This is a genomic window from Nocardioides faecalis (assembly GCF_018388425.1).
Taxonomy (GTDB): domain Bacteria; phylum Actinomycetota; class Actinomycetes; order Propionibacteriales; family Nocardioidaceae; genus Nocardioides; species Nocardioides faecalis.
Genome location: NZ_CP074406.1, coordinates 110701 through 123116 on the forward strand (window position 1 = coordinate 110701; position 12416 = coordinate 123116).

General features: G+C 73.2%; 12 protein-coding genes. 3 read left to right on the top strand and 9 right to left on the bottom strand.

What is annotated here, in order from left to right; genetic code table 11:
- Positions 1–64: 64 nt before the first annotated feature.
- The 6 genes from KG111_RS00495 to KG111_RS00520 all read right to left on the bottom strand — a co-directional run bounded on the left by KG111_RS00495 (position 65) and on the right by KG111_RS00520 (position 5701).
- A complete protein-coding gene (locus tag KG111_RS00495) occupies positions 65–934 on the bottom strand; it encodes an anti-sigma factor (protein ID WP_205291159.1) in 870 nt (289 codons plus the stop codon).
- Positions 931–1545 carry an ECF RNA polymerase sigma factor SigK gene (gene sigK / locus KG111_RS00500; protein WP_205291158.1) on the bottom strand — a complete coding sequence of 205 codons (615 nt, stop codon included), beginning with the start codon at positions 1543–1545 and terminating at the stop codon, positions 931–933. Before sigK ends, KG111_RS00495 begins: the two co-directional genes overlap by 4 nt.
- A 67-nt stretch (positions 1546–1612) precedes the next feature.
- Positions 1613–2311: a fasciclin domain-containing protein gene (locus KG111_RS00505; RefSeq protein WP_205291157.1), complete on the bottom strand. Its 699-nt coding sequence runs from the start codon at positions 2309–2311 to the stop codon at positions 1613–1615.
- Between the two features lie 137 nt (positions 2312–2448).
- A complete protein-coding gene (locus KG111_RS00510) occupies positions 2449–4110 on the bottom strand; it encodes a molybdopterin-dependent oxidoreductase (protein ID WP_205291156.1) in 1662 nt (553 codons plus the stop codon).
- A 107-nt stretch (positions 4111–4217) separates the two neighbouring features.
- Positions 4218–5198, bottom strand: a complete 981-nt coding sequence (locus KG111_RS00515; RefSeq protein WP_205291155.1) for a succinylglutamate desuccinylase/aspartoacylase family protein — start codon at positions 5196–5198, stop codon at positions 4218–4220.
- On the bottom strand, positions 5195–5701 hold the full coding sequence (locus KG111_RS00520; RefSeq protein WP_205291154.1) for an ATP-dependent zinc protease family protein: 507 nt from the start codon (positions 5699–5701) through the stop codon (positions 5195–5197). Before KG111_RS00520 ends, KG111_RS00515 begins: the two co-directional genes overlap by 4 nt.
- Positions 5702–5821: 120 nt before the next feature.
- Here KG111_RS00520 and KG111_RS00525 point away from each other — a divergent pair, with 120 nt between their 5' ends.
- Together KG111_RS00525 and KG111_RS00530 are read left to right on the top strand one after the other, a co-directional pair.
- The gene (locus KG111_RS00525; protein WP_205291153.1) at positions 5822–7012 is read left to right on the top strand and encodes a RimK family alpha-L-glutamate ligase; all 1191 of its coding nucleotides are present in this window, start codon (positions 5822–5824) and stop codon (positions 7010–7012) included.
- Between the two features lie 168 nt (positions 7013–7180).
- Entirely contained in the window at positions 7181–7939 is a 759-nt protein-coding gene (locus tag KG111_RS00530) for an enoyl-CoA hydratase-related protein (protein ID WP_205291152.1), read from the top strand.
- A 168-nt stretch (positions 7940–8107) separates the two neighbouring features.
- Here the strand turns inward: KG111_RS00530 and KG111_RS00535 are convergent, their stop codons facing one another.
- Together KG111_RS00535 and KG111_RS00540 are read right to left on the bottom strand one after the other, a co-directional pair.
- Entirely contained in the window at positions 8108–8692 is a 585-nt protein-coding gene (locus KG111_RS00535; protein ID WP_205291151.1) for an LOG family protein, read from the bottom strand.
- Positions 8693–8702: 10 nt separating this feature from the next.
- A complete protein-coding gene (locus KG111_RS00540) occupies positions 8703–10748 on the bottom strand; it encodes an oxidoreductase (protein WP_205291150.1) in 2046 nt (681 codons plus the stop codon).
- Positions 10749–10783: 35 nt separating this feature from the next.
- On the opposite strand from KG111_RS00540, the gene KG111_RS00545 reads away from it, so the two are divergent.
- Complete coding sequence (locus KG111_RS00545) at positions 10784–11674, top strand: TIGR03619 family F420-dependent LLM class oxidoreductase (protein WP_205291149.1); 891 nt, start codon at positions 10784–10786, stop codon at positions 11672–11674.
- A gap of 7 nt (positions 11675–11681) precedes the next feature.
- On the opposite strand, the gene KG111_RS00550 is transcribed toward KG111_RS00545, so the two are convergent.
- Positions 11682–12257, bottom strand: a complete 576-nt coding sequence (locus KG111_RS00550) for a TetR/AcrR family transcriptional regulator (protein WP_205291148.1) — start codon at positions 12255–12257, stop codon at positions 11682–11684.
- Positions 12258–12416: the final 159 nt, after the last annotated feature.

Below are 12416 nucleotides of genomic sequence, written 5' to 3' on the forward strand. Positions count from 1 at the left end.
GATCACCGGTGCCCGGGTGGCCGCCGGCGATCGGGCGGCGCACCTCGGGGACCTCGCGCGGTCCTCAGGACAGCGAGAAGTAGGCGATCGGGTCGCTGGTCGGCCGCTTCGAGCCACCGTCGGGCTCCACCGTGATCCCGACGCCGGTGGCCTCGGAGGCGTCGCCGTCGAGGATCAGCGTGGTGTCCTGCACGTCGGGCATCAGGCCCGCCTTCACCATGTCGCCGGCGGGCGTCTCCAGCCACACCTCGTAGTCCTTGCCCTCCGGCGCGGACGGCATGTCCTCGGTGACGATCACCGCGCGACCGAGGTCGCGGGAGAGCACGACGGTGGCCACCGCGCCGTCGGGGAAGCGCTGCTCCACCCGGGTGGCGTCCGGCGCGGCCAGCACCTGCTCGGCAGCGGTCAGGCGCGTCACGGTCTCGTCCCGGCCGTCGTCGGCCCACGGCTTGAGCCACAGCCCGCCCACGGCGGCGGCCACGAGCACGGCGGCAGCCGCCCCCAGCAGGCCGAGCCGGCGCCAGCGGGAGGCACGCAGCGGGACCACGGTCCCGTCCCCACCACCGGCACCGCCGGTACCGCCGGCACCGGGCGCACGGGGCGCACGGGGCGTCCGGTCGGGTCCGGCCGCCGCGGGCAGCGGGTCGGGGTCGTCCTCGGAGCCGTCGGGCGATGCGGGCAGCGGCGGCAGCGGTCGGATCGTGGTGATGGAGGAGAGCACGGCGTCACGCACTGACGGCGGCGGCGCGACCTCGTCGGTGGCGAGCAGCGCCGCGGCCTCGCGCAGGCTGTCCACCTCCGCGCGACAGTCCGTGCAGCGCTGCAGGTGGGCCTCGAAACGGTCCATCTCAGCCGGCTCGAGGGCGTCGAGGGCGTAAGGACCCGACAGGGCGTGCACGTCGTCTCCTCCCCAGGTGTCGATCTGATCGGTCATCGGCCCACTCCGATCGCGTCGCGCAGCCGGATCAGTCCGTCGCGGATCCTGGTCTTGGCGGTGCCCACCGGAAGGTCGAGCAGGGTGGCGACCTCGGTGTGGGTGTAGCCACCGAAGTACGCCAGCTGGATCGCCTCACGCTGCACATCGGTGAGCTGGGTGAGGGCGGTGCGGACCCGGCGCGCCTCCAGGGAGGCGTGTGCGGCCTCCGCGGTGGCGTCGTGGGCGGGCACCTGGTGGCTGTGGTGGTAGTTCTCGTCGCGGCGGGTGGCGGCCTCCGCAGCCCGCACCCGGTCGACGGCCTTGCGGTGCGCGATCGTCATCAGCCACGACAGCGCGGATCCCCGGGCGGCGTCGTACCGGCTGGCCTGGCGCCAGACCTCGAGGTAGACCTCCTGGGTGACCTCCTCGGCCTGCGCGCGGTCGCGGACCACGCGGAGCACGAGGCCGTGCACCCGGGCGGCGGTGGCGTCGTACACCGTGGCGAACGCCGCTTGGTCGCCGCGCGCGGAGAGCCGGAGCAGGTCGCCCAGCTCGCCCGGCGGAGGGGAGACGCCGGCCGGCGTCCCCCGTGAGGGGACGCCGGCCGGGTCGTCGGGGACCGGATCCATGGGTGTGATCCTTCCGCGTCGTGTCAACAGTGGCGAATCGCTCGCGCCGGCTCAGGTCGGCGGAGGGTCACTTGACTCCGGTGAGGACCTTGTCGATCACGTAGACGGTGCCGTTGGCGGTCGGGATGTTGCCGCACACCACCTTGGCGGTGACGGTGCCGTCGGTGACGGTCATGCCGGACTCCGCGTCGCCCTCGACGGTGATCTTGTCCTCGGCGAGCGTGGTGTGGTCCCCGACGACGGCGTCCTTGTCGGCGTTCTTGCCGACCACGTGGTGCGCGAGGATCTTGTACAGGTCGCTCTCCTGGCCCTGCTCCTGGCCGGCCTTGACCAGCGCGTTGAGGTCGGCCTCGGGGATCTCGGCGAACGCGTCGTTGGTGGGCGCGAACACCGTCAGCTCCTCGGCGGAGTTCAGGGTGTCCGGCAGGCCGTCGATCGAGGTGACCGCGGTGACCAGGGTGGACAGCAGCGGGTTGTTGCTGGCGGCGGTGGCGACCGGGTCGGAGACCATGCCCTTGAGCGAGCCCTTGCCGTCGGTGGGCAGCGCGTCGCAGCCGTCGCCGAACACCTGGGCGGCCGGGTCTGCGCCCATGTCGGAGCTCTCGGAGCTCATGTCGTCGCTGGGGGACTCGGAGCTCTCCGAGCTTTTGCTGGAGCTGGCGCTGTCGTTGCCGTCGTCCTCGCTGCCGCACGCGGCGAACGAGAGGGACAGGGCGAGGACGGCCGTGGCGATGCCGGCGTTGCGGCGAAGGGTGTGCAGCTTCATGGTGATGCCTTCCGATCGAGGTGGCGGGTATCGCCGGGTTCTCTGCGGGTCCTGCTGGGTTCTGCTGCGTTCTCTGGTGGTTCGACGTCGTCGGTGAACCGGATGGGGTGGATCACAGGTTTTTTCTCCACCGCCGCTCAGCCGACGGTGACCAGCAGTTCGTGCAGGCCGCTGGATCCGCTGGGATAGGGCTCGGCCCGCTCCCCGCTCTGCTCGCTGCCGTCCCCGGCCAGGGCACGTACGGCGATCCGGTGCGACCCGGGCTCGGCCGGCCAGCGCACGAACCACTGGCGCCAGTAGGAGTCGTTCGCCTCCGGGCCCAGCTGGGCGGCGAACCACTCGCCGCCGTCGATGCGCACCTGCACGCCGGTGACCCCGCCCCGGGCCTGGGCCCACGCGACGCCGCCGACCACGACGTCCCCGGCGTCCAGCTTCGCCAGCGCGCGCGGCGTGTCGATCCGGGCGGAGGTCTTGATCGGGGCGTCCTTGGCCCAGCCGCGTTTCGTCCAGTACGCCTCCCGCTCGGCGTACGTGGTCAGCGTCAGCCGGCGCAGCCACTTGGTGGCGCTGACGAAGCCGTAGAGGCCGGGGATCACCATCCGCACCGGGAACCCGTGCTCACGCGGCAGCGCACGGCCGTTCATGCCGACCACGATCAGTGCGTCGCGGCCGTCGGTGGCCGGCTCCAGCGGGGTGCTGATCGTCATCCCGTCCACGTCGGTGGACAGGATCTGGTCCGCCTTCGTGTTCGCGATGCCCGCGAGGGCGAGCACGTCGACGAGGCGCACGCCGAGCCAGCGGGCGCCGCCCACGTAGGGGCCGCCGACGCTGTTGGACACGCACGTCAGCGTGATGTCGCGCTCCACGAGGTCCATCTCCAGCAGGTCGTCGAACGTCAGCGTCACCTCCCGCTCCACGTCGCCGTCGATGCGCAGGGTCCAGTCGTCGGCGGACAGGATCGGTACGTCGAGCCGGGTGTCCACGCGGTAGAAGTCGCCGTTCGGGGTGCGGAACGGCGTGATCCCGTCGACCTGGTCGTCCAGGCCGCGGGGCAGCGTCGGCGCGCGGTCGGTGGCCGCCGGCAGCGTGACGTCCTCCGGGCGGAGCCGGAGCCGGCCGACGATGCGGCCGGTGACGCCGCCGACCGCGGCCAGCGCCGTGGCCACGCCGACGCCGAGCAGCAGGTGGCGGCGGCTGGCGCTGGTGCTGGTGCTGGTGCTGGTGGGGGTCTTGGTGCTGGTCGTGTCGGTGGTGCTGGGGTCGGTGCTCGTGTCGGTGGCGCTCGGGTCGGTGGCGCTCGGGTCGGTGGTCGGGGCGGTGGCGGTCGTGGCGATGCTGGGGTTGGTCGCGGCGCGGTGCAGCCGGGCGAGGACGAGCAGGGTGAGCGGGCCGGTGATCGCCGCGACCAGGCTCGGCAACAGGTCGAGGGCGCCCACCTCGGGGCGCTCGAGCACGGCGCCGGCAGCGAGCGCGACCAGCACCAGCAGCCCGGCCGCGCCGAGCCACGGTCGGCGTCGCGCGAGCAGGCCCGCCAGCGCGGAGAGCACCAGCACGCCGAGCATCACCGACCCGACGAGCACCACCTTGTCGGCGCTGCCGAAGGTGCGGATCGCCCACTCCTTCATCGGTGTCGGCGTGCGGTCGATCACCGCGGAGCCGACCGCCAGCACGGGTGAGGTCGCCGGGTCGCCGAACGCCGCCACCGCGTGTGCCAGCCCGATGCCCACCAGGGTCGCGAGGACGCCGTACGCCGCCCAGACGAGGTGGCGCAGTGACCGGACGAGCCGACGTGTCCTCATGGGGAGGGTTCGTCACCGACCCGCAGGCTGGATGGGACCGCCTCCCAAGCGAATTCGTCGAGAATCCGCGAAATCTCGACAGATTCGCTTGGGAAGCGGTGCGTCTGTCAGTCCGGGGTCGCCACGTGCACCAGCGCGTCGCCGGCGTTGACGATCGGGGCGGTGGTCAGCCCGATCACGATGCCGGCGCGGTCGGCGTGCACCAGCCGCACCCGGCGACCGAAGGTGTCCGACAGGCCGCCGAGGCGCTGACCGGCCTCGACCTGCTCGCCGAGGCCGACCTCCAGGTGCAGGATCCCGGTGCCGCGGGCGCGCACCCAGCCGCTGCTGCGCGCTGCGACGGGTGCCCGCTCCGGCGCGGGCCCCGGCGGCAGGGGGTCGATCATCCCCAGCGCGGCCAGCACCCGTCGTACGCCCTCGACGCCGACGGTGATCGGGTGTTCGTCGAAGCGCAGCGCCTCCCCGGCCTCGTAGAGCAGCACGGTCGCGCCCGCCTCCCGACCGGCCTGGCGCAGCGAGCCGTCGCGCAGCTTGGCGTGCAGCATCAGCGGCGCGCCGAACGCCTCGGCCAGCTCGCGGGTGCGGGGGTCGTCCAGGTCGGCGCGGATCTGCGGCAGGTTGGCGCGCCGGTCCGAGGCGGTGTGCAGGTCGATGCCGACCTCGCACTTGCGGACCACCTCCGTCATGAACAGGTGCGCGATCCGGCTGGCCAGCGACCCGCGCGCGGAGCCGGGGAAGGAGCGGTTCAGGTCGCGGCGGTCCGGCAGGTACCGGTCGCCGGTCATGAACCCCAGCACGTTCACCACCGGTACGGCGACCAGGGTGCCGCGCAGCTCCTTGGCCGAGAGCGTGGCCACGGCCCGCCGGATCACCTCCACGCCGAGCACCTCGTCGCCGTGCACCGCGGCGTTGACCCACACGGTCGGGCCGGGCTCGCGGCCGTGGATCACCCGCACCGGCAGGCTGACGTCGCCGCCGGTGACCAGGCGGGTGATCGGCAGCTCGACCTCCTTGGTCGAGCCGGCACGGACCCGGACGTTGCCGATCGCGAACGACTCGCGGGGCCGGCCGCGGCGCGGGGTGCTCATGCCTCCCGGCCTCGGTTGCGGCGTCGTACCCGCCGGGGCGGGCGACCGCCCAGGTAGGACCGGCCGGCGTCGACCAGGAACCCCTGGCGCAGCGCCTCGCGGCCGATCAGCATCCGGAATCCCATCTCGTCGCGGCGGGTCAACGTCATCTCCGTGGCGACCTGGCGGCCGAGGAGCTCGACGTCGACGAGGACGACCACCCGCTCCTGGGCGTGGCCGGTGGAGGACTTCACGACGCGGCGGTCGTGCACGGGGCACTCGACCTGCACCGCGTCGGCGTCCGAGCGCTGCCACGGGTGCACCGAGAACCGCACCCAGTCGACACCGTCGCGCTCGGTCTCGACGAGGTCGAAGGCATGAAGGGCAGAGGAACGGGCACCGGTGTCGAGCTTGGCCTTGACGTGCCCGACACCCCATCCCGGCAAGCTCACCCACTCACGCCAGCCGGCCACGACCGGGGCATCGGGCTGCCTGCTTGAATGAGGGCTGGGCACGACTGACATCCAAGCAGGCACCGCAATCCTCGTCGGCCGACCCCGCCCGCCCGGCCGATCCAGCCGCCCCGCCCAGCCGCCGCCCCCCAACCGGCAGACCCAGCCGACCCACCCAGTCACAGGTCAGGAATGAAGCTCGGAATCCTCTCCCGCGCCCCGCGGTCCTACAGCACCCAGCGCCTGCGCACCGCCGCCCTCGACCGGGGGCACCAGGTCAAGGTCCTCAACACGCTGCGGTTCGCGATCGACCTGTCCGGCGACGAGCCCGACCTGCAGTTCCGGGGCAAGCAGCTGAGCGACTACGACGCCGTGCTGCCCCGGATCGGCAACTCGATCACGTACTTCGGCACCGCCGTGGTGCGCCAGTTCGAGCAGATGGACGTCTACACGCCGAACACCGCCAACGGCATCGCCAACTCCCGCGACAAGCTGCGGGCCTCGCAGATCCTGTCCCGGCACAACATCGGGATGCCGCCCACCACGTTCGTGCGCGACCGCGCCGACGTGATCCCGGCGATCGAGCGGGTCGGGGGTGCGCCGGTGGTGATCAAGCTGCTCGAGGGCACCCAGGGCATCGGGGTGATCCTGGCGCCCGACATCAAGGTCGCCGAGGCGATCATCGAGACGCTGCAGTCCACCAAGCAGAACGTGCTCATCCAGCGCTTCGTCGTCGAGAGCAAGGGCCGCGACATCCGGGCGCTGGTCGTCGGCGACCGGGTGGTCGCCGCGATGCGGCGCGTCGCGCAGGGCGATGAGTTCCGCTCCAACGTGCACCGCGGCGGATCGGTGGAGAAGGTCGAGCTGGACCCCGAGTACGAGCGCGTCGCCGTCCGCGCCGCGCAGATCATGGGGCTCAAGGTCGCCGGCGTCGACATGCTCGAGGGCGACGACGGACCGCTGGTGATGGAGGTGAACTCCTCGCCCGGCCTGGAGGGCATCGAGACCGCCACCAAGCTCGACGTGGCCGGCGCGATCATCGACTACATCGACAACCAGGTCGCCTTCCCGCAGATCGACGTCCGCGAGCGGCTCAGCGTCTCCACCGGGTACGGCGTCGCGGAGATCGTCGTGCACGGCGACGCCGACCTGGTCGGCAAGAGCATCGGCGACTCCGGCCTGCGCGAGCGCGACATCTCCGTGCTCACCCTGCACCGCGGCACCACGGTGGTCCCCAACCCCTTCCCGCACCACGTGCTGGAGGCCGAGGACCGGCTGCTGTGCTTCGGCAAGCTGGAGGAGATGCGCTCCATGATCCCCGCCCGCCGCAGCCGGCGGGCGCGGGTGAAGCGGCTGCCCAAGCAGCCGATCCACGGCGACTGAGCCCACCCCCTCCCCGCCGAATCTCCCCTTGTGGCTCGCCGAATCACCCGGTGGTTCGCCGAATCACCCGTTGTGGTTGGTCGAGTCGCCCGTTGTGGTCACCGCGTCGTACGACGTCCTCGGCGGAGCGGGACGCGGTAGGAGACGCCCACACGGCAGGATGACCGCATGACCGACGCCCCTGCCGAGCTGGTCCACCTCGACGTCGCCGACGGCGTCGCGACGATCACGCTGGACTCCCCGCACAACCGCAACGCGCTGTCGAAGCAGCTGGTCACCGAGCTGGCCGACCGGCTGGCGACGGCCGACGCGGACGACGCCGTACGGGTGATCACGCTCGTCTCCTCGGGCCGGGTGTTCTGCTCCGGGGCGGACCTGTCGGAGGCCTCGACGGTGCCGATGCACGAGGGTGCGCGGGCGATCGTCGGCGTGCAGCGGGCGATCGTGGCCGCCGGCAAGCCGGTCGTCGTCGTGGTCGAGGGTGCGGCTCGCGCCGGCGGGATCGGGATCGTCGCCGCCGCCGACGTCGCGATCGTCGCCGAGGACGCCACGTTCGCGCTGACCGAGGTGAAGCTTGGTCTGACGCCCGCGGTCATCTCGCTGACCGTCTTCCCGCGGCTCACCCCGCGCGGCCTGGCGCTGACCGCGCTCGGCGGCGAGGTGTTCACCGGCGCGCAGGCGGCCGAGTACGGCCTGGTCACGCTCGCCGTACCCGCGGACGAGCTGGCCGCGAAGGTCGACGAGGTCGTCGGCCAGCTGGCCACCGGTGCACCCCAGGGCCTGCGGGAGACCAAGCGGCTGCTGTCCGCGGACCTGCTGGCCCGGATCGACGCCGGCGCCGAGGAGATGATCGAGCTCAGCGCCCGGCTGTTCGGCTCCGCCGAGGCCCGTGAGGCGATGAAGGCGTTCTTGTCACGCAAGAAGTGACGGCAGGCTCGGGCGGCCACCACGGGTGATTCGGCGAGCCACCAGGGGTGATTCGGCGGACCACAAGGGGAGATTCGGCGGACCACAAGGGGAGATTCGGCGAGCCACCACGGGGGATTCGGCGGACCACCACGGGGGATTCGGCGGGCCCCAGAGGGGGATTCGGCGTCAGGTGCCGCGGAGCTTGTCGACGAAGGTGGCGCCGGCGCGCTCGGCGAGGCCCGCCAGCGCGGTGTCGAGGTCGTCGGCGACGACCACGTCGTCGAGCACGTCCTGGCGCACGAAGCCGGCGTCCACGAGGCCCTGCAGGGCGCCGAGCAGCGGCTGCCAGAAGCCCTTGGTGTCGTAGAAGCAGACCGGGTCGTCGTTGAAGCCGATCTGGCGCCAGCTCCACACCTCGACGATCTCCTCCAGCGTGCCGAGGCCGCCGGGCAGGCACAGGAAGCCGTCGGCCAGCTCGGCCATCAGCGCCTTGCGCTCGTGCATCGTCTCGACCACGTGCAGCTCGGTGAGGTCGCTCCGGCCCCACTCCCGCTCCACCATCGACCGCGGGATCACCCCGATCACCTCGCCCCCGGCGTCCAGGGCGCCCTGGGAGACCGCGCCCATCAGGCCGTGCCCGCCGGCGCCGTACACCAGGCCCAGCCCGCGCTGGGCCAGCCCGCGGCCCACGTCGTACGCCGCCTCGACCAGCGAGGCGTCGTGGCCCGGCGCGGACCCGCAGAAGACGGCGACACGGCGCAGCTCGCTCATGGGGACCAGGCTAGAGCGCGGCGACGAGGCGGGCCGCACCCGCTGTGGCCCCCCGGATGAGGCCCAGCCCGAGCGCCGCGTCGCCCACCGTGTGCACCGCGACGTCCAGGCCCGCCTGCGCCAGCCCTGTCCGCAGAGCCTCGCCCACCCCCTCGTCCGGTACGACGTCCCCGGCGAGCACCACGGCGTCGGCCGGCAGGTCGCGGGGCCGGCCGTGTGCCGGCACGTACCGCACGCCGTCCGGGGTGATCGCCTCGACCACACAGCCCACGTGCACGGTGACGCCGAGCGCGTCGAGGCGGTCCATGTGCTCGGTGCGCCGCTTCGCACCGACCTCGGTCGCGACCTCGTCGCCGGTGTGCAGCAGCGCGACCAGCCGACCCGCGCGGGCCAGCGTCTCGGCGAGCTCCACCGCCGCCAACCGGCCGCCGAGCACGACCACCCGCCGGCCCACCGGCAGCGCGTCGGGGCCCAGCCCGCCCCCGGCCAGGCCATCCAGCCCGCCCCCGGCCAGGCCATCCAGCCCGCGGTGCACGTGCGGCAGGTCGGCGCCGGGTAGCTGCGGCAGCACGACCCGGCCCCCGGTCGCCGCGACGACCACGTCGGGCGCGAGTGCGGCGACGGTCGCGGCGACGGTCGCGGCGTCCGCATCCACCCCGAGCCGCACGTCCACGCCGGCGTGGTCGACCTCGGCGAGCAGCCAGTCCAGGTAAGGCCGGTTCTCCGGGTGCACCGCGCAGGCCGCGACCAGGGCGCCGCCGAGGCACCGGCCCTGCTCCAGCAGGGTCACCTCGTGGCCGGCGCCGGCCGCCAGCCGGGCCGTCTCCATCCCGGCCGGTCCGCCACCGAGCACCACCACCCGACGCCGCCCCGCCGAGCCGGCGCCGCCCACGACGCCGACACCCCCGCTCCCGGGCGCCAGGGCGGCCAGCTCCCGCTCGTGCCCGGTGAACGGGTTCACCGCGCACTCGGCGGCGAGCTTCTCCTCCAGGGTGTCGATGCAGTTCTCGCACGAGATGCAGCGCCGCACCCGCGCCGGCCCACCGCCCCAGCCGGCGAGCTTGCGGGGCAGGTCGGGGTCGGCGAGCAGCGGGCGGCCCAGGGCGACGAAGTCGGCGCGACCCTCGGCCAGCACCTGCTCGGCCAGCGCCGGGTCGTGCAGCCGGCCGACCGCGATCACGGGCACGTCCACGGCCTCGCGGACCGCGGCGGCGGCGCCCACGTTGAGCCCGTCGCCGTCGTCGGCTCCGTTCACCATGCCGGTGACCAGCCGGTCGATCACGCCACCGGAGACGTGGAAGGCGTCGACGCCGGCCTCGACGAGCAGCGGGGCGATGGTGGCGGTGTCGTGGATCGGCCGGCCGCCGGCGACCCGCTCGTAGCCGGAGATCCGCAGCGTGATCGGGAAGTCGGCGCCCACCTCGGCGCGGATGGCGGTCAACGCCTCCAGCACCACCCGGATCCGGCCCTCCACCGAAGAGCCCCGGTAGCGGTCGGTGCGCCGGTTGCGCTGCGGGGCCAGGAAGGAGCCGAGGAACATGTAGCCGTGCGCGGCGTGCAGCTCGATGCCGTCGTACCCGGCCTCGCGCACGCGGAGGACGGCGGCTCGGAACTGGTCCAGGATCGCCGCGATCTGCTCCTTGCTCGCCTCGGTCGAGGGCCGCCCGGTCAGGTAGGAGCCGATCACCGACGGGCCGAGCGAGGTCACGCCGTACATCTCCGGGCCCAGCCCGTCCGGGCCGGCGTGCACGATCTGCGGCTGGATCTTCGCGCCGAGGTCGTGCACCGCCTCCACGAGCCGCCGGTGCGCGGGCACGGCGGCGTCCTCACCGATCTGCAGGCCACCGGGCGTCTCGGGGTGCTGCGGGTCGATCCCGGTCGCGCCGACGGTGACCAGGCCGACCCCGCCGGCGGCGCGGGTGGCGAAGTGCGCCACCGTGCGCTCCGACGGGTGGCCGGCAGGGGTGCCGTACATCGTCTCCATCGGCGACATCACGAGCCGGTTCCGCAGCCGCATCGTGCCGATGGACCCGGGAGCGAGGAGACAGGAGAACATAGAACCTGTTCTACCTTCTCGCCTAGGGTGGTCGCGTGGACTTCGCGATGGTGGTCGCCTACCAGCCGCTCGAGCAGCTCGTCCCGCTCGCCCGCGCCGCCGAGGAGGCGGGCTTCCGGGCGCTGTGCCTCGCCGACCACGTGGTCGACCTGGAGACGGTCGCGACGCCATACCCCTACACCTCCTCCGGCGAGCGTCGCTGGAGCACCGACGCCGACTGGCCGGACCCGTGGGTCACCATCGGCGCGCTGTCCCAGGCGACCACCCGGCTGCAGTTCTTCACCTCCATCTACGTCGCCGCGATGCGCAACCCGTTCACCGTCGCCAAGGCCGTCGGTACGGCGTCCGCGCTGTCCGGCGGCCGGGTGGCGCTCGGCGTCGGGGTGGGCTGGTGCCGCGAGGAGTTCGAGCTGCTCGAGCAGGACTTCGCCACCCGCGGGCGTCGTACCGACGAGGCGCTGGCGCTGATGCGCGCGCTGTGGGAGCCGGGCTGGACGGAGTTCGCCGGCGAGTTCTACCGCTGCGAGCGGCTCACCATGAACCCCACCCCGCCGCGCCGGGTGCCGGTGTGGGTGGGCGGGCTCAGCGAGGTGGCGATGCGCCGCGCCGCCCGGCACGACGGCTGGGTGGGCGACATGGCGAAGATCGACGACGCGATCGAGGTCGCGCAGCGGCTGCGCGCCCTGCGTGTCGAGGCCGGCCGGGATCCCGACGACCCCGAGCAGCCGTTCGAGGTCGTCTCCGCGCTCCTCGACGGCATGCGGCCCGAGGACTTCGTGCGCGCCCGCCGCGGCGGGGTGACGATGACGATGACGGTGCCCTGGATGTACTACGAGCGCCAGGACGCACCGCTGGAGGCGAAGCTCGAGGGCGTCGCCCGGTTCGGCGACGACGTCCTCGGCCCGGTGCGGGAGCTGCTCGCCTGAGGGTGGCTCAGAGCGGGCCGATCGCGGGCGGCAGCCCGGGTGGCGAGCCGGGCGGCGACCCCAGGTGCGACGACATCGCCGTGATCAGGGTCGACCGGAGCCGGTCCAGGTCGGCGTGGTGCCCGTAGGTCTCCTCGTCGCGCAGCCCGCGGACGGCGATGATCAGCAGCGTGGCCACGTCGAGCGCCTGCTCCTGGTCCACGTCGAGGCCCGCGAAGTAGGTGAGGAACCCCTTGGTCCAGGCCACCTCCAGCTCCGAGAGCGCCGCCGCGGTGCGCGGGTGGGAGACCTCCAGGGCGCTGCGTGGTCGGGGCAGGCCGTCGCGGATGGTCTCGAACGCCACCGTGTACGGCGAGCCCAGCGTCTCGTTGTAGAAGTCGACGACCTCCGCGACCCGTCCGGCGACGGTCTCGGCCACGGGTTCGGCCCACCATCCCGGGGCGTCGCGCAGGATCCTCTCGACCACCGCGGCCCAGAACCCGTCGGAGTCCCCGAACAGGTTCTGCACCGAGCCCCAGGACAGCCCGGCCTCTTTCGCGACCAGGTTGATGGAGACGGTCTCGGGACGGCCGGTGGAGGCCATCGTCATAGCGGTGGCGAGAAGCTTCTCTCGGGCTGCCACCCCGCGGCGGTTGGGCTTGCGGGTTGCGTGTGTCGGCGGTTCGCTCATTCGGACCCCCCTCGGGTTTGCGAAGCCACTTCCATTCATACACCCGACGCCCCTAGTAGAGTTGAGTGCTTG

Bases quoted from the DNA above. Each gene is read 5' to 3' on its own strand.
- KG111_RS00540 (WP_205291150.1), bottom strand. From the start codon at position 10,748: ATGTTCTCCTGTCTCCTCGCTCCCGGGTCCATCGGCACGATGCGGCTG.
- KG111_RS00535 (WP_205291151.1), bottom strand. From the start codon at position 8,692: ATGAGCGAGCTGCGCCGTGTCGCCGTCTTCTGCGGGTCCGCGCCGGGC.
- KG111_RS00505 (WP_205291157.1), bottom strand. From the start codon at position 2,311: ATGAAGCTGCACACCCTTCGCCGCAACGCCGGCATCGCCACGGCCGTC.
- KG111_RS00525 (WP_205291153.1), top strand. From the start codon at position 5,822: ATGAAGCTCGGAATCCTCTCCCGCGCCCCGCGGTCCTACAGCACCCAG.
- KG111_RS00520 (WP_205291154.1), bottom strand. From the start codon at position 5,701: ATGTCAGTCGTGCCCAGCCCTCATTCAAGCAGGCAGCCCGATGCCCCG.
- sigK (WP_205291158.1), bottom strand. From the start codon at position 1,545: ATGGATCCGGTCCCCGACGACCCGGCCGGCGTCCCCTCACGGGGGACG.
- KG111_RS00550 (WP_205291148.1), bottom strand. From the start codon at position 12,257: ATGGCCTCCACCGGCCGTCCCGAGACCGTCTCCATCAACCTGGTCGCG.
- KG111_RS00510 (WP_205291156.1), bottom strand. From the start codon at position 4,110: ATGAGGACACGTCGGCTCGTCCGGTCACTGCGCCACCTCGTCTGGGCG.
- KG111_RS00495 (WP_205291159.1), bottom strand. From the start codon at position 934: ATGACCGATCAGATCGACACCTGGGGAGGAGACGACGTGCACGCCCTG.
- KG111_RS00530 (WP_205291152.1), top strand. From the start codon at position 7,181: ATGACCGACGCCCCTGCCGAGCTGGTCCACCTCGACGTCGCCGACGGC.
- KG111_RS00515 (WP_205291155.1), bottom strand. From the start codon at position 5,198: ATGAGCACCCCGCGCCGCGGCCGGCCCCGCGAGTCGTTCGCGATCGGC.